This window comes from Gordonia sp. GN26 (assembly GCF_054823965.1).
Genome location: NZ_JSYC01000015.1, coordinates 1 through 15,924, shown reverse-complemented (window position 1 = coordinate 15,924; position 15,924 = coordinate 1). Strand labels below are relative to the sequence as shown.

Genomic DNA, 15,924 nt, shown 5'->3' with positions numbered 1-15,924 from the left:
GGTTACCGTGATGAAGTGACATCGGATGACGGCAGCGCGACCCCCGATGCGGACCACGGACGTGGACACGAATCTCGTTTGTTGCGCGATCTTCTCGCATCGGCTTCCACCGGGGACCGTGCGGCGTTCACGCGGCTGTACGACCTGACGAGTTCGCGCATCTACGGACTCGCGTTCCGCGTGGTCCGCGACCGCGAATACGCCGAGGAGATCGTGCAGGAGGCCTACCTGCAGTACTGGCAGAAGGCGGATCAGTACCACGCCGCCCGCGGGTCGGTCCTCACCTGGATGATGACCATCGCCCATCGTCGCGCCGTCGATCGCGTACGCAGCGAACAGCTGCAGCAGGACCGGATGTCGGACTATGGTGCGGCCTCGGTGGAGACCCCACGCAACATTCCGCTCGAGGTGGCTGTCCACGCCGACGAGGCGCGTACGCTACGCACATGCCTCGGCGAGCTGACCGAACTGCAACGGAGCTCAATCGAGATGTCCTACTTCGGCGGCCTGACCTACCCGGAGGTCGCGCAGCAGACCGAAACCCCCTTGCCCACCGTCAAGTCCCGCATCAGAGACGGCCTTCGCCGCCTGAAACAGTGCCTGAGGACGCAGGAGGATGCCTGACCTGACCATGACAACCACCGACACCGAGCCCGACGACCGAATGTCCGCCTGGCTCGACGACCACATCGAGCTGTACGCCGTTTCCGCTCTGACCCCGGAGGAGACCCTCCGCGCGGAGCGGGAACTCGCCGCGCTCTCGCCGGACGCGCGGTCGGCCTATGAGTCCCGGATCGTCGAGATCCACACCGCCATGGCCGGATTCGCGAGCACGTACGCCCTGGAGGCGCCCTCTGATCTTCGGCACCGGGTGCTGACCCATGTCTTCGACGAGGCAGCCGCCGACGGCGCCTCGGAGGCGCCGACCACCCAGCCCGTGCCCATCGGCGGACGCCGACAGAGCCCACGCCGGACGACGGCTGTGCTCGCCGCCGCCGCGGCGACCGTCGTCGTCGCCCTCGGCGCCGGCGTCCTGATCGGCCGCACCACGGCACCGGAACCCTCGCCTGCCACGACAGCGGTCGGCGAGACGCAACGGGACGTCCTCACGGTCCTCGCCGCCGGTGATGCGACCTTGACCGCCGAACCTCTCGCGGACGACCGCGGCACGATCACCGTCATCACCTCCGCGACCGCCGGCCGCGCGGTGACCCTGATCCGGGATCTGAGCCGTCCGCTCTCACCGGACAGCACCTTCCAGCTCTGGCTGGTGGGCGGAGCGGAGAATCCGGTTCCGGCCGGCCTGATCCCCGGCGGCGACACCGAACCCGTCGTCGTCGACGATCTCGGCGACGCCCAGGTGCTGGCGGTGACCATCGAGCCCACGGGCGGTTCCCCGCAGCCGACCACGCCGATCCTGGCTCAGGTCCCGCTCTGAGCCGAACCGGTATCGCCGAGCCCGCCGGTGAACGGTGCCTACACTGACGACGGGGCCACCTCGCCATCCGACGCGTTCTGCGTGGGCAGAGGTGGGAAAACACAGAAGACAGGTGGGGCGCGGTGGGCGTGAACGGCGGACGGTTCTGGACGGTCCTGATGACGGTGGCGGCACTGCTCGCCGCCCTCGGTTTCGTATCCGCGCCACCTGCCGGCGCAGCACCCGGATCGCGGGTCATCGACCGCTATGCCGACGACCCTCAGCAGACAACGCTGCTGGTGCACTCCGCGGCGATGGACCGGTCGGTCGCGGTGACCGTCCTGACGCCCCGCGACCGGTCGCGACCGGCACCGGTCCTGTACCTGTTGAACGGCGCAGGCGGCGGCGAGGACTCGGCGACGTGGGACGCGCGGACCACGTACAAGAAGTACTTCGCCGACAAGAACGCCTACGTGGTGACGCCGATCGGCGGCGCCTTCTCGTATTACACGGACTGGCAGCGTGACGACCCGGTCCTCGGCCGCAACAAATGGCAGACGTTCCTGACCGAGGAACTCCCGCCGATCATCGACGCCGAGTTCCCGACCACCGGCGCCAACGCCCTCGCGGGTATCTCGATGGCGGGGACCTCGGTACTCAACCTGGCCATCGCCGCCCCGGGACTGTACCGGTCCGTCGCCGCGTTCAGCGGATGCGCCCGGACCAGTGATCCGGTCGGACAGCAGTACATCCGGATGGTCGTCGAGGATCGTGGTGGCGCGAACATGGTCAACATGTGGGGTCCGCTGAACGGACCCGGGTGGCGTGCGAACGACCCTTACCTCAACGCCGAGAAGCTGCGGGGAACCAAGGTCTACATGACCAGCGGAACCGGGCTGCCCGGTTCCCATGAGCAGCTCGGGGACCCGAGTATCGACGGCAGCGCCTTCGATCTGGTCAATCAGGCCGTGGTCGGTGGCGGCATCGAGGTCGCCATCGACATCTGTACCCGTCAGATGGTGCAGCGGATGCGCTCGCTCGGGCTTCCCGTGCAGGTGAACCTCCGGCCGACCGGCACCCACTCGTGGGGCTACTGGCAGGACGACCTGTACGCGACCTGGCCCAAGCTGGCGCGCGACCTGCGCTGAACCCCGTTCCCGGGATCACCGCAGGTCGCGCGTCAGTGGTTCACCAGCGATCGAGGCTGGTGTATCCGTCTTGGAGGGCTCGCGCGAAGAGGTGCGTCTTCGTCGGGGCCGGGCGGCCCACCGCGGTGTACTTCGCACGGATTCGTGCGAGGTGGGTGCTCACGGTCGACGCCGAGATGAAGAGTCGGGCGGCCGCCTCTTCCTTTGACTCGGCGGCGAGCCAGGCGAGCAGAACCTCGACCTCACGGTCGGACAGGCTCGGCCGCGGCAGCGCCGCCGGTGCACGGTCAGCGGCCGGGCGGTAGTCGGAAAGCCGGGTGATGCCGTTGTGGAGCATCGTTTCCGGCGAGCCGACACGACGCTGGTCCACGGCCCCCCGGGACTGTGCGGTTCGGTAGAACTCTGAAGTGGCCGTCACTGGTCCATCCCCTATTTATCTGGCGCATCGCCCACGTCCCCCGACGCCGCACGCTCCACGCGTCATTCCCAATGATCTGAAGGTAGTGCCGCTGTCGGTCGCCCGGTAGACCCAGAAATGGGGACTTCTACCGTTCCGGCGCCGATCGACCACTGATTCCCCACCGTTCCCCTTTTTTGCCTACTGATTCCGAACCGGGCAGTCCCCGGGGCCCGATCCGGATCGGCCTATTGCCGACGATCCGACGCACCACGACTCCGGTGCCGCTGGGGCACCGGGAGCCAGCCGTCCTCCACCGCACGCTTGAACAGGTCGACCTTTGTCCGGGTCGGCCGGCCGGCGTCTGCATACTTCTGACGAATGCGTTTGAGGTACTCGTTCACCGTCTCGGCGGACACACCGAGAGCCGCACCCACGCGAGCCGAGGTCTCCCCCGACGCGTACAGGGCCAGCACCTTCTGCAACTGCGGCGAGAGATCGACCGCAGCCAGTTCCGGGTCGCCGTCGATGGCAGCGGCCCACTCGGTGGTGAGGACCGCCCGCCCCTCGGCAGCCGCCCGGATGGCGTCGATGATGACGGACTCCTCCGCCGACTTCAGTACCACCCCGAGGGCGCCCGCGCGGGCCGCCGAACGCAGGAGTGCCGGATGCTCGCCGGATGTGTACACGACCGTGGCGACACCGGCCGCGGAGAGCGTGTTGACGTTCTCCCTGGGTGTGGTGCCGTCGTCGAGGCGCAGATCGAGCAGCACGACATCGAGTGGCATCCCCGCGAGCACGCCGGCGACCGTGGACGCCGAGCAGGCCAGCGAGATGTCGTCGACCGGGTCGAGCACCCGCTCGATCCCCCAGATCGGCGAGCGGTGATCGTCGACCATCCCCACCCGGATGGCGCGGTCCACCGCCGCCACGTCGTTCGTCGTCACCGTGCGCACCTCGTCGTCGGCACCTGGCTCGGTGCGGCACCCTTTCGGTGCGGCGATGCGACGTTACCCTCGGGCATCGACGACGCCCCCTTTCGTCGGCTCACCGGGCGGCCTGCACACGTCTCTCAGCAATTACACAGCGTGGCGCGGCCGCACACGAGGCGAACCGTATACGACAAGTCGGACACCGGGCGCTTTCCAGGGCGGACCTGCGACGATCCGTCTCGTTTTGTCGCTTCCCGTGTCCACAGGATGGAGGACATCCGCCTTCTCCGACGTCTCCACGGCCTGATCATGCAAGACTAGAACACGTTCTAGTCTTGCGTCGAACCGTGTCGCAAGACACCACGCAGATCAGTAGAAGGAGTACCGGTGACCGCACCCTCGTCCCACGACATCCTCGGCACCACGGTGACGATGCCCGTCGAGATCCGGCACGCGCAGTGTTTCGTCGCGGGTTTCACCGCCGACGCGGCCGCGGTCCAGCGTGCGATCGACAGCGAGTCCGCACGCCCCGGCACCCTGCGCCCGCTGCGCATCCGACCGGGCCGCGCGATGTGCATGCTGGTCTTCGTCGGCTATGTGGACGGCGACCTCGGGCCCTACAACGAGTTCGGCGTCTGTTTCCTCGTCGACGACCCGTCGCAACCCCCGACCTCGCCGCTCCGCGCGCTCCGCTCCCTCGGGAAGGGCGACGCGCGTGCCCTCGTGCACCGCCTCCCGGTCGACGGCGACTTCACCCTCGCGGCCGGGCGCGGGATCTGGGGCTTCCCGAAGACGCTGGCCGAGTTCGACGTCGACCACACCTCGTCGGTTCGACGCGGCCGGCTCGAGGCCGACGGTTCGCTCGTCGCGGATCTGCGGATCAAACCGGGAATCAAGGTCCCGGACACGACCGCCGACACCGTCCTGCACGCCTATTCCCAGCTCGACGGCGTCACCCGGCTCACCCCCTGGCGGCTGACATCGGTGAGCGGGACCCGGACCCGCCTCGGCGGAGCGAGCCTCACACTCGGCGACCACCCCATCGCCGCCGAACTCCGCTCCCTGCGACTCGGCCGGCATGCGTTGATGACCAGCTCGGTGGAGAAGATCACCATGCGATTCGAGAACCCGACCGTCGTCTGAGTCTCGGTTCCGGACACCGGGGTCCCGACGCCGGGGAGAATGATCGCCATGAGCAATCTCGAGGCCCAGCCGGCCGAGGTCGAATGCCGCACCGACGCCGAGAGTGCGACCGGGTCCGGGCACCTTCGTCTGGAAGTCCTCACCGCACGCGACGTACCCCTCGGCGGCCCGCGCGCGATGACCGTTCACCGGACGCTCCCCCAACGCTCACGGTCGCTCATCGGCGCGTGGTGCTTCGTCGACCACTACGGACCCGACGACGTGGCGAGTTCCGGCGGGATGGACGTGCCGCCGCATCCGCACACCGGCCTGCAGACGGTCAGCTGGTTGTTCACCGGCGAGGTCGAACATCGCGACACGATGGGCAACCACGCGATGGTCCGCCCCGGCGAGATCAACCTGATGACCGCGGGACACGGCATCGCCCACACCGAGGTGTCGACGCCGGAGACCACGGTCCTGCACGGCGTGCAACTGTGGACCGCGCTTCCTGCCGATGCCGTCGACACCCCGCGGGACTTCGCCCACCACCGCCCGGACGACGTCGTGCTCGACGGGGTCACGGCCAAGGTGTTCCTCGGCGAGCTGCTCGGCACCCGGTCGCCGGTGCACACGTTCACGCCGCTGCTCGGCGCCCAGCTCGACTTCGCGCCCGGCGCGACCGCCGACCTCGACGTCGATCCCACCTTCGAACACGGCATCCTCGTCGACGCCGGGACGATCGAGGTGGCCGACACCGGCGCCGCCCCCCTCCAGCGCACCGAACTCGGTTACGTCGGGGTGGGAGCGTCGCGACTGACGCTGACCAACGTCTCCGACGACTCCGCCCGTGTGATCCTGCTCGGCGGCACCCCGTTCGGCGAGGACATCGTGATGTGGTGGAACTTCATCGGCCGCACGCACGAGGAGATCGTCGGATTCCGCGAGGAGTGGATGGCCCAGAGCGAACGGTTCGGACAGGTACAGGGATACGACGGAGACATCCAGCACCTGCCCGCACCCGCTTTGCCGCACTCTCGGCTACGTCCCCGGAAGAACACTCCGGGCCGCGCCTGACGTTGAGCCCCCGCCCCTTAGGAGGCCCGGAGCTTGCGGAGGGCCGTCAGCCCCTGCCCCCTGAGGAGGCCCGGAGCTTGCGGAGGGCTGTCAGCCACCGCCCCCTGAGGAGGCCCGGAGCTTGCGGAGGGCCGTCACGAAGGGCCGAGCAACCGGGCGAAGTTGGCGATCCCCGCTGCCTCGATCGTCTGCTGCCGCACGTCGGGTCCCGTACCGCGCGCGTCGTGCTGCGCGTCGTCGACCCGGGTCCGGATGTTCGACGCGGGGCGACTCGTGGCTCGTGGCTCGACGAATCCCGCGAGTTCTTCTGCCGCACGGTCGATTCGACGGCTCAGACCGCCGGCCGACTCGGCCCCTGCCCAGTCCTCTGACGCGGCGTAGACCCCGGTCGGCACGACCACGGTTCGCAGGTAGGAGAACAGCGGGCGCAGCGCGTGATCGAGGACCATGGAGTGCCGCGGGCTACCGCCGGTGGCGGCGACGAGCACGGGTTTGCCGGACATCGCGTCCACGTCGACCAGGTCGAAGAACATCTTGAAGAGTCCGCTGTAGGAGGCGTTGAACACCGGGGACGCCACGATCAGCGCGTCCGCGGACTCCACGGCGTCGAGAGCGGCGCGGGCCTGCCCGGAGGCGAACCCGACGGTCATCGCACGGCCGAGGTCGACGGCCAGATCGCGCAGGTCGATCACCGCGACCTCGACGGCGGCCCCGCGCTCGCCGAGGGCGTCGGTCACCGCCGCCGTCATCCGGTCGATCAACAGCCGCGTCGAAGACGGTTCGGAGAGCCCGCCGTTCACCGCGACGAGGCGCACCGCACCCCCGTTCATGACCGCACCTCGATCTTGTCGCCCTCGCGGCGCGCGGCCACCAGCGAGGCGTGGGTCGGCGCGTCCGGGACGTCGGCGGGCCTGCCCTGAGCGAACCCCTCGCGTAGCTCGGGCAGGACCTCACCGAGCAGGTCGAGCTGCTCGAGGACGACCTTCAACGGCAGTCCCGCATGGTCGACGAGGAACAGCTGGCGCTGGTAGTCCCCGAAGCTCTCGCGGAACGACAGTGTCTTGTCGACGAATTCGGCCGGGCTGCCCACTGTCAGCGGCGTCTGGGAGGTGAAGTCCTCCAGCGACGGGCCGTGACCGTAGACGGGCGCGTTGTCGAAGTACGGCCGGAACTCCCGCACCGCATCCTGGGATCTCGGCCGGATGAAGAACTGGCCGCCCAGGCCGACGATGGCCTGGTGGGCCTGGCCGTGGCCGTGGTGCTCGTAGCGCTCCCGGTAGAAGGCGATGAGCCGCTGGAAGTGTTCCTTGGGCCAGAAGATGTTGTTGGCGAAGAAACCGTCGCCGTAGTACGCGGCCTGCTCGGCGATCTCCGGGCTGCGGATCGACCCGTGCCACACGAACGGGGCCACCCCGTCGAGCGGGCGCGGGGTCGAGGTGAACGACGTGAGGGGCGTCCGGAACTTTCCCTCCCAGTCGACCACGTCCTCGGTCCACAGCCGGTGAAGGAGGTGGTAGTTCTCGATCGCGAGCGGGATGCCCTGCCGGATGTCCTGGCCGAACCACGGATAGACCGGTCCGGTGTTCCCGCGCCCGAGCATCAGGTCGACGCGCCCGTCGGCGAGGTGCTGCAGCATGGCGAAGTCCTCGGCGATCTTCACCGGGTCGTTGGTGGTGATGAGCGTGGTTGCGGTACTGAGCTGCAGTCGTTCCGTCTGCGCCGCGATGTAGGCGAGGGTCGTCGTCGGCGAGGACGAGAAGAACGGTTCGTTGTGGTGCTCACCGAGGGCGAACACGTCGAGGCCGATGTCCTCGGCCTTCTTGGCGATCTCGACGATCGCCTTGATCCGTTCGTTCTCGGTGGGCGTCCGGCCCGTGGTGGGGTCCGTCGTGATGTCGCTGACGCTGAAGATTCCGAACTGCATGTCGCGCCTTCCGTTGCGTGCCGATCGCGCTGCCCTGGCAGCCTCGAACACCATAACCGGACCGCGGTCCGATTAATTCCGCCCAATCGCTGGGTTAGTGTTGGCTTACTACTCCGCGGTACCGACCGCGGAGGCGTCGCATGAAGGGGAATCAATGAAGATCCGGAAGTCCGTCGCCGCCATCGCCCTGGCCGGGTCCGCACTGTTCGTCGCCACCGCCTGCTCCTCCGAGGACGTGGACGAGGCCACGAGCAAGGTGTCGACCGCAGTCGAGACCGCCGCATCCGAGGTCTCCACCGCCGCCGGCGACGCGATCGACGAGGTCACCGGCCTCAGCGACTCGAAGGCCCAGGACATCCTGCGCAAGGCCGTCGACCCGGCAACCCCTGCCGATGAGATCGACACGGTCGTCGACACCTCGGACCCTGCCACCAAGGCCGCGGTCATCGCCTTCGCAAAGGGTTCGTCGGCCGCCGGTTACACCCCCGAGGTCTACACCGTGAAGGACGTCTCGAAGGACGGCGACAAGAAGGCCGTCGCCACGGTGGCCGTCGCCAGCCCGCATGCCCCGGCGCCGGTCGACATCAAGCTCACCTACGTCGACGCCGACGGTGGCTGGAAGCTCAGCGCCGACGCCGTGACCCAGCTCGCCGGGATGGCGACCGACCACTGACACCGGCCGGCACCTCCTCGTCGCCGGTAGACTCGCCCGGGTACGGCCCGTCCCTCGAGCCGGCGAGCGAGGAGGTGCCGTGCGCGTCGACATTCCCACCCAGCCGTTCTCACCGGCGATCACCGAACGTCACGAGCGATGGCCCGCGGTCAACGATCTCGACGACAATTCACTCCCGGTCGTACCGGAGGCCGCAGTAGAGGCCGCGCCTCCTGCCCTACACTCGACATCCGGTCCCGCCCCACGGCCCGCCACACGTGTCGAGACCCGTCTCCGCCCGGCGCCGGAAGATCACGCCGCCCTCCCACCGGTGGGCGACTTCTGGGGCCTGCAGAACTCCGTCGAGCAGAGTCCCGTTCTCGGCTCCACTTCTTCCGCACCCGCTCGGCTCTCGGGCGGACGGCCGGTGCCGTTCGTCGGTTCACGGCCGACCCCGGCCGTCCGGCCGTTGCCGTATTCGCCGCCCGCGGCGCGGCGTACGGTCGCACCCGCCGCGTCGCTGGCGCTGACCACCGGCCTGATCGCGATTCCCATGACCCTCGCCCTCGGACTCGGCGCGATTCTCGGCATGGTCGCCATCGTCTCGGGAATCATCGGTATCAAGCAGATCAACCGGGCGCCGATGAACCGCAAGGGAACCGGCCGCGCCGTCACCGGGATCGTGTGCGGTGTCGGCAGCGTAGTCGTCGGCGGGCCGATTCTGCTGCTCCTGGCGTTGGTCTTCGGTCTCTGACGCTCTGACAACCGGCCCGTGTCGTCGAACCCTCGGGCCATAGAGACATCGAGACCTGCCCGGCTGTACCGGGCAGGTCTCGATTCAAGTTGTGGGTGCGGAGACTAACTCACCGCACGTAGATGGGTGCGCGCCGGCGCAACCGCTCCCCGGCCGCGCCCCAGCCAGGCTTCGACCTCGCCGAGGACCTGCATTCGGGCCTCCAGCGGCTGGACTTCGCCCAGCGTCGGCAGGCAGTTCATCAGGGCGGCGTAGAACGCAGCAGCCTGAGACATGCCATGCGCGGAACACACATGATCGTATTCGTCGATTCGATGTGCGAGCTCACCGTAGGTGAGTGCCTTGTCGCCCAACCGAACTGCGGTCAGCTTCGGCGTTATCGCGCCACGATCCTGGATGTCGTGCACTAGATCGTTCATGAGTGACTACCTTCCCCCCCGCCCATAATGGCGTGACCACGGCGTCCCTGCCTCCCCAGACATTGGTACGTTGCGGCCCTTCAACACAGTGTGCCCTACCCCACGAAATATGGGGACTCTTGCTTCAGCATCTGTGGCACATTCCACAAGCGGTTCTGCGTGGAGAATGTGACTCCATGTTACTGCTGAGACGTCAGTTACGGCAGTTCATCACTCTTGTTTCGTTGAGTTGTTATTCGCGCGGAATCGTCCCGATATTCCGGTAGGTCGATTCCGGACAAACCGGATCAGGATCCGGCGGCCTTGTCGGCCTCCATGGGTTCACTCGAGAACGGGTGATACCCGGACGGCCTCTCGTCGCTCGTCCCACAAACGTCTCGCACTCCATCGTTCCGTCTCAGGATCCCATCCCCGCAATCTCACCCACAGGACACAGAGGTAGACAGAGGCGAACGGCAGCACGAGGAAGGTCTGTTGCGCGAACACCTTCCAGTCACGTCGCGCCCACGCGGCCCGAGACCCTCCCAGGGCGTATCCGACATTCCGCCACGGCGGCACCCGGAAGCGCCGCGACGAGCCCTCGACGATGAGACCGTAACTCAGCCACAGCCGCCTACCCGACTGACGGACGGCTGCGGACATGTCGTGATCCTCGTGGATGTCGTGACGCTCTGACAGGAGGAATCCCCGAATGGCTTCCCAGCAGGAGCGACGCATGGCAAAGCATTGCCCGATGACGCCGTTCGTCTCCCGGCCACCCTTGTCGGCGGCCAGCTTCTCGAGCTTTTCCTCCTGCTTGCGCCAGCCGGGAGCGTCGGCCATAAGGGGAAATCCGCCGATGACATCCCACTCGGCATTCGACTCATCGGTGAAGAAGCGCATCACGACGCTCGACCAGTCTCGGCGCGCCCGCGCGTCCGCGTCGACTCGACCGATGATGTCCCCGGTCGCGTTGTCGAACCCCTTGTCACGCGCCCAGGCGACCCCGCGCCGTTCCTCGGTCAGCGCCCGGACCCCGGGGTGCTGTCGCGCATAATCACGCGCGATTTCCCCGGTCCGATCGGTCGAGCAGTTGTCCACGACGATAACCTCGTCGATCGGGAGCGTCTGAGCCAGGAGATGGTCCAGGCACGCACCGAGTTCGTGCTCCTCGTTGTAGGCCGGCACGACGACGCTGAGTTTCATGGGCGAAGCTCCTCGGAAGGTCGGTGGAACAGACCGTCAGGTCGGGTCACGCTCGCTCGGGCTCAGCGAACCACCCGGTGTTCACGTCAGTCAGTCGGCGGTTTCGCCCGCTTCGTCTGCCGCCATCGCCTCGATGAGGCTCTTCGGCCGGAGGTCGGTCCAATTCTGTTCGACGTACTCCAGGCACGCGGCGCGGCTGTCCTCGCCGAACACCTTGGTCCAGCCCGCCGGGATGTCGGCGAAGGTCGGCCACAGCGAGTGCTGGTTCTCGTCGTTGACGAGTACGTAGAAACGGCCGTCCTCGTCGTCGAATGGATTCGTCATCGTGGTACCTATCGTTGGGAACCAACCGAGGTCGGTTCAGAACATGGACAAACTCAATGGTAGGCATTGCGGCGCCGCGTCCACCACGAACACCGAAGGTGCACACGGACGAGCGACATTCCGGGTACGAAGCCCGCCGCGGGAGTAGGTGATGTTCGGTCCGATCGGTCCGGCGAATCACCGGGCCGATCGGGTGCTGGTCAGCGCGACGGAATTCCGCACGTTGGCCTCCGCCTTCACCACCGCGCCATAGAGACCGGCGTCCTCGTAGGTCCCCAGCTGGTCGAGCAGATACTCCTCGGCCTTGTGTCGCATCTCCCGGCGGAACGGCCTCAGGTCACGGGGGTCACGAGTCGGAACCGGCCGAATCGGCGTTCATGGCGTCGATCAGACTTTTCGGACGCAGGTCCGTCCAGTTCTCCTCGACGTACTTGAGGCAGGCCTCACGGCTGTCCTCTCCGAACACCTTGGTCCAGCCCGCCGGGATGTCGGCGAAGGTCGGCCACAGCGAGTGCTGGTTCTCTTCGTTGACCAGCACGAAGAAGCGGCCGTTCTCGTCGTCGAAGGGGTTGGTCATGCGTGTCTCCTCTTTCCTGTTGTCCTCGGTCCGATCGTCCTGTCCGGCAATAGGTCACAAAGGTTTGTCGGGCGAATCGCCACTCTGTTCACCTGTGGCGGACAGCGCCTGCTCCACCCTCGGCCCGATGATGGCGAGCGAGGCGGCATCGGTCATGCCCAGGTGATGAGTCGGGACGTCGGTGTTGTCGATGGTTCCGGACACATGTTCTCGCCACCCCTCGGGGATCGCGGCCGGGTTCTCCTTGTCATTCGTCGCGGTGAAGACCTGGACCGAGCCGACGTACTGCTGCGGGCGGTAGGCCAACAGCATGTCCGCGGACACGGCGAAGCTGTCCATCACGCGGTCGACGACGTCCTCGGCGAGCAAACCCATCCCGGCGATCTGCGTCCGCACGATGTCGGCGACCTCTTCCGCACTCTCCGCCTTCACCGCGTCGTCGAGATCGAACAGATCGCGCCAGCCGCCCAGGATGTCGGCGGCGTGGTCCGGGTTCGTCGCGGACTCCTCCTCGACGACCGCTGCGGGGACCTCCCCGTCGACCGCCGGTGTGGTATCCATGATGCCGAGGTAGGCGACGCGTTCACCGACCGCCTGCAGGCGTGTGGCCATCGCATGAGCGATGATCCCGCCGATCGACCACCCGAGCAGGTGGTACGGGCCTTCGGGCTGCACCCGGCGGATCTCCTCGACATAACGCGCGGCGAGTTCGTGCGCGTCGGTCGCAGAGTCCTCACCGTTGACGACGTGAGGATCCTGCAGGCCGTAGATCGGCCGATCGGAGATGTACGGCGCGAAACCACCGTAGAACCAGGCGAGGCCGCCGGCCGGATGCACACAGAACAGCGGCGGCCGGGCGCCGTCGCCGCGCAGGGTAATCAGCACGTCGTTCCCGCGTGCACCGCCCTCGTCGATGCGTCGGGCCAACTCACGGACGGTGGGATCGCTGAACAGCCAACGGAGTTCGAGCGGAAGGCCATGGTCGTGCACCCGCGCCACGACCTGGGTCGCCGACAGCGAGTTTCCACCGAGGTCGAAGAACGACTCGGTTGCCGACACGCGTTCGATACCCAGGATTTCGGCGAAGACCTCCGCGATGACCCTTTCGTTCTTCGTTTCGGGTTCGACGTGGTCTGCGGTCACCACCACCGGCTCGGGCAGGGCGGCCTTGTCGAGCTTGCCGACGGGCGTCATGGGCAACGCATCGAGACGCGTCAGGGTTGCCGGGACCATGAAGGACGGGAGTCGCCGGCCGATGAACTCGCGGAGCTCTTCGTCGGCGACGTCCCCGGTGGTCACCACGTAGGCGGCCAGGGACGACGCGACCGCGCCGCCCACGCCGATGACGACCGCGGAGTCGACCGCGGGGTGCGCGGTGAGTGCGGATTCGATCTCACCGAGTTCGATCCGGAGACCGCGCAGTTTGACCTGGTCGTCGGTACGTCCCGAATAGGCGAGTGAGAGTGCACCGTCGGCGGACCGCTGCCAGCGCACCACGTCGCCGGTGCGGTACATCCGGGAACCGTTGTGCCCGAACGGATCGACGACGAACCGTTCAGCGGTCAGTCCGGGCCGGTTCAGATAACCGCGCGAGAGCGGCAGGCCGGTGACGTACAACTCGCCGGGAACCCCGACGGGGACCGGATGCAGGCGACTGTCGAGGACCTGCAGACCGAGGCCCGCCAGCGGTCCGCCGAGCAGGACCGGGTCACCCGGCTTCATCGGCTCACTGATGGTGATGCCGATGGTGGTCTCGGTGGGTCCGTACAGGTTCTGGATCCGTCGGACCGTCGACCACTCGTCCTTGAGCGCCTGCGGAACCGCCTCACCACCGACGTAGACGAGCTCGAGGGTTTCGAGTGCTGCGGGATCAAGCGTCGACAGGACCGTCGGCGTCAGGAATGTGTGGGTCACACCGTGCTCGATCATGAACTGCTGCAGCGCTTCTCCACCCACGGCGTCGCCGGGGCGGTAGGCGATGAGTCCTCCACTCGCGGTGGCGAGCAGATACTCGAGGACCGAGGCGTCGAAGCTCGGCGACGCGAAACCCAGCACCCGAGCCGGGCCGGACACCGACCCGCGCCGCATCTCCTCGCGCGCGAAGTTGGCGAGGCCGGAGTGGCTGACGGACACGCCCTTCGGCCGGCCGGTCGAACCCGAGGTGTAGATGACGTACGCCGTGTTGTCGATGCGAGCCGGGGCGAGACGTTCGGCGTCCGTCAACGGCGCCGCGGTGAAGGCCGCGAGGTCCAGGCCGGCGAGACGATGCCACTCGAATCCCTCGTCGGGCAGCGGCCCGGCGGCGTCGGTCGAGAGGCCGAGCACGGCGCCGGAGTCCTCGACCATGTTCGCGACCCGCTCGGCCGGATAGTCGGGGTCGATCGGCACGTAGCCGCCGCCGGTCTTGGCGACCGCCCAGATGGCGGTGAGCAGCTCCACCGATCGCGCGATCGCCAGGGCCACCAGGGATTCCGGACCGATGCCGCGGCCGACGAGCCAGCGCGCCAATCGATTCGACCGCGCGTCCAGTTCCTCGTAGGTGAGCGACTTGCCGGTCGCGTCGACGACGGCCACCGCCTGAGGCCAGGAACGAGCAGCACGCTCGAAGGTCTCGGCGAGCAGCTCGGGTTGCGCACCACGACCACCGGAGACGGACGTCAGTCGGCTGATCGCAGCGTCGTCGAGGAACAGGGCATCACCGACCGGCACGTCGGTTCGGGTCGTCAAGGCGTCGAGCAGTTCGACCAGCCAGTCACCGAACCGCTCTGCCGTCGACTCGTCGAACAAGTCGGTGGCATAGGTGAGCGTGGCGCGCCACGGCTCACCGGCTTCCGGCGCCGCCGCGACGCTCACCAGGAGGTCGACCTTGGCCGGCGTGGCCGGGAGCGGCAACGGAGCGATCACGAGATCACCCACCGATCCGGAGGGCAGATCGCCGGCACCGGGAACACCGCCGGCTGCCTGATCGAACGTGAGCCAGACCTGACTGAGGGGCGCGAACGCGCCTGACCGTGCCGGTTTGAGCGCGTCGACGACGGTCTCGAACGGCACGTCGGCGTGCGCGAATGCCTCGACGTCGACGGCCTTGACCTGCGACAGCACCTCGCCGAACGACTTCGCAGGCGAGACCTGCGTCCGCAGCACGAGCGTGTTGACGAACATGCCGACGACCCGCTCGAGTTCTTCCTGTCCGCGGCCGGCGATCGGCGTGCCGATCGCGATGTCGTCGGTCCCGGAGAGCCTCGCGACAAGCGTCGCCAACGCGGCGTGGACGACCATGAAGTCGGTCACCCTGTTGTCCTGCGCGACGACCGAGATCCGGTCGGCGACGCCGGCCGGGATCTGCACGTCGACGGTGGCGCCGACACCCGACGCGGTCGCCGGACGCGGCCGGTCGGCGGGCAGGTCGACAACATCCGGCAGTCCGGCCAGACGCTCACGCCAGTACGCCAGTTGTGACCCGAGGACCGTGGTCGGGTCATCGGGCGAACCGAGGACCTCGTGTTGCCAGAGCGCGTAATCGGCGTACTGCACCGGCATAGGCGCGAACTCGGGCACCGCATCGGCACTCCGCGCGACGTAGGCGCCCACCAGATCGGTCACCAGCGGGGTGACCGACTCGCCGTCGGCGGCGATGTGGTGCACAACCAGCGCGAACAGGTACTCATGGTCAGAGATGCGCAACCACCGCGCGCGTATCGGCCACTGCTTGGTGACCTCGAACCCGGTGGCCACGTCCCGCTCGAGAGCGGCCTGGTCAGGGGCCTCGGCCCAGTCCAGTCGGTCGGCAACGTCTGCGGCGGGATGAATGCGCTGCACCGGCCGCCCCTCGATCGAGGGGAAAGTGGTGCGCAGGGATTCGTGCCGCACGACGACGTCTTCCACGGCCTTACGCAGCGCACCGATGTCCAACGGTCCGGTCAGTCGCAAGACTGCCGGGATGTTGTATGCCGGTGACTTCCAGTCGAACTGGTTGATGAACCACATCCGCTGCTG

The 15,924-nt window shown here is 67.7% G+C and carries 17 protein-coding genes; 7 read left to right on the top strand and 10 right to left on the bottom strand.

Annotation, left to right across the window (positions count from 1 at the left end):
* Positions 1-15: 15 nt before the first annotated feature.
* The 3 genes from sigK to OK17_RS05155 all read left to right on the top strand — a co-directional run bounded on the left by sigK (position 16) and on the right by OK17_RS05155 (position 2,565).
* Complete coding sequence (gene sigK / locus OK17_RS05165; RefSeq protein ID WP_232718909.1) at positions 16-624, top strand: ECF RNA polymerase sigma factor SigK; 609 nt, start codon at positions 16-18, stop codon at positions 622-624.
* Positions 617-1,438, top strand: coding sequence for an anti-sigma factor (locus OK17_RS05160; protein WP_232718910.1), 822 nt, complete (start codon positions 617-619; stop codon positions 1,436-1,438). The genes sigK and OK17_RS05160 overlap by 8 nt, the downstream gene beginning before the upstream one ends.
* Positions 1,439-1,596: 158 nt before the next feature.
* Complete coding sequence (locus OK17_RS05155) at positions 1,597-2,565, top strand: alpha/beta hydrolase (protein WP_269785222.1); 969 nt, start codon at positions 1,597-1,599, stop codon at positions 2,563-2,565.
* A gap of 40 nt (positions 2,566-2,605) precedes the next feature.
* Here OK17_RS05155 and OK17_RS05150 read toward each other — a convergent pair whose 3' ends face one another.
* Both OK17_RS05150 and OK17_RS05145 read right to left on the bottom strand, forming a co-directional pair.
* Positions 2,606-2,983, bottom strand: a complete 378-nt coding sequence (locus OK17_RS05150) for a LuxR C-terminal-related transcriptional regulator (RefSeq protein WP_232718914.1) — start codon at positions 2,981-2,983, stop codon at positions 2,606-2,608.
* Positions 2,984-3,210: 227 nt separating this feature from the next.
* Complete coding sequence (locus OK17_RS05145) at positions 3,211-3,861, bottom strand: helix-turn-helix transcriptional regulator (protein WP_232718949.1); 651 nt, start codon at positions 3,859-3,861, stop codon at positions 3,211-3,213.
* 420 nt (positions 3,862-4,281) lie between these two features.
* Here OK17_RS05145 and OK17_RS05140 point away from each other — a divergent pair, with 420 nt between their 5' ends.
* Positions 4,282-5,037 (top strand): acetoacetate decarboxylase family protein, encoded by a 756-nt coding sequence (locus OK17_RS05140; RefSeq protein WP_461416870.1) that lies wholly within the window; start codon positions 4,282-4,284, stop codon positions 5,035-5,037.
* 48 nt (positions 5,038-5,085) lie between these two features.
* Entirely contained in the window at positions 5,086-6,093 is a 1,008-nt protein-coding gene (locus OK17_RS05135; RefSeq protein WP_232718918.1) for a pirin family protein, read from the top strand.
* A 134-nt stretch (positions 6,094-6,227) separates the two neighbouring features.
* On the opposite strand, the gene OK17_RS05130 is transcribed toward OK17_RS05135, so the two are convergent.
* On the bottom strand, positions 6,228-6,923 hold the full coding sequence (locus OK17_RS05130) for an FMN reductase (protein ID WP_461416868.1): 696 nt from the start codon (positions 6,921-6,923) through the stop codon (positions 6,228-6,230).
* Complete coding sequence (locus OK17_RS05125; protein ID WP_461416867.1) at positions 6,920-8,017, bottom strand: LLM class flavin-dependent oxidoreductase; 1,098 nt, start codon at positions 8,015-8,017, stop codon at positions 6,920-6,922. Before OK17_RS05125 ends, OK17_RS05130 begins: the two co-directional genes overlap by 4 nt.
* Positions 8,018-8,171: 154 nt before the next feature.
* On the opposite strand from OK17_RS05125, the gene OK17_RS05120 reads away from it, so the two are divergent.
* Positions 8,172-8,690 carry a DUF4878 domain-containing protein gene (locus OK17_RS05120; RefSeq protein ID WP_232718924.1) on the top strand — a complete coding sequence of 173 codons (519 nt, stop codon included), beginning with the start codon at positions 8,172-8,174 and terminating at the stop codon, positions 8,688-8,690.
* Between the two features lie 79 nt (positions 8,691-8,769).
* A complete protein-coding gene (locus tag OK17_RS05115) occupies positions 8,770-9,423 on the top strand; it encodes a DUF4190 domain-containing protein (RefSeq protein ID WP_461416866.1) in 654 nt (217 codons plus the stop codon).
* A 104-nt stretch (positions 9,424-9,527) separates the two neighbouring features.
* On the opposite strand, the gene OK17_RS05110 is transcribed toward OK17_RS05115, so the two are convergent.
* From OK17_RS05110 to OK17_RS05085, 6 genes are all read right to left on the bottom strand, one after another.
* Positions 9,528-9,842 carry a hypothetical protein gene (locus OK17_RS05110; protein ID WP_006867033.1) on the bottom strand — a complete coding sequence of 105 codons (315 nt, stop codon included), beginning with the start codon at positions 9,840-9,842 and terminating at the stop codon, positions 9,528-9,530.
* Positions 9,843-10,163: 321 nt separating this feature from the next.
* A complete protein-coding gene (locus tag OK17_RS05105; protein WP_232718929.1) occupies positions 10,164-11,027 on the bottom strand; it encodes a glycosyltransferase family 2 protein in 864 nt (287 codons plus the stop codon).
* A 90-nt stretch (positions 11,028-11,117) separates the two neighbouring features.
* Positions 11,118-11,351 carry an MbtH family protein gene (locus tag OK17_RS05100; RefSeq protein ID WP_232718930.1) on the bottom strand — a complete coding sequence of 78 codons (234 nt, stop codon included), beginning with the start codon at positions 11,349-11,351 and terminating at the stop codon, positions 11,118-11,120.
* 177 nt (positions 11,352-11,528) lie between these two features.
* Complete coding sequence (locus tag OK17_RS05095; protein ID WP_232718931.1) at positions 11,529-11,666, bottom strand: hypothetical protein; 138 nt, start codon at positions 11,664-11,666, stop codon at positions 11,529-11,531.
* A gap of 31 nt (positions 11,667-11,697) precedes the next feature.
* Entirely contained in the window at positions 11,698-11,928 is a 231-nt protein-coding gene (locus tag OK17_RS05090) for an MbtH family protein (protein WP_232718932.1), read from the bottom strand.
* Between the two features lie 54 nt (positions 11,929-11,982).
* Positions 11,983-15,924, bottom strand: a 3,942-nt coding sequence (locus tag OK17_RS05085) for a non-ribosomal peptide synthetase (protein WP_461416865.1), incomplete at its 5' end; no start/stop codon positions are given.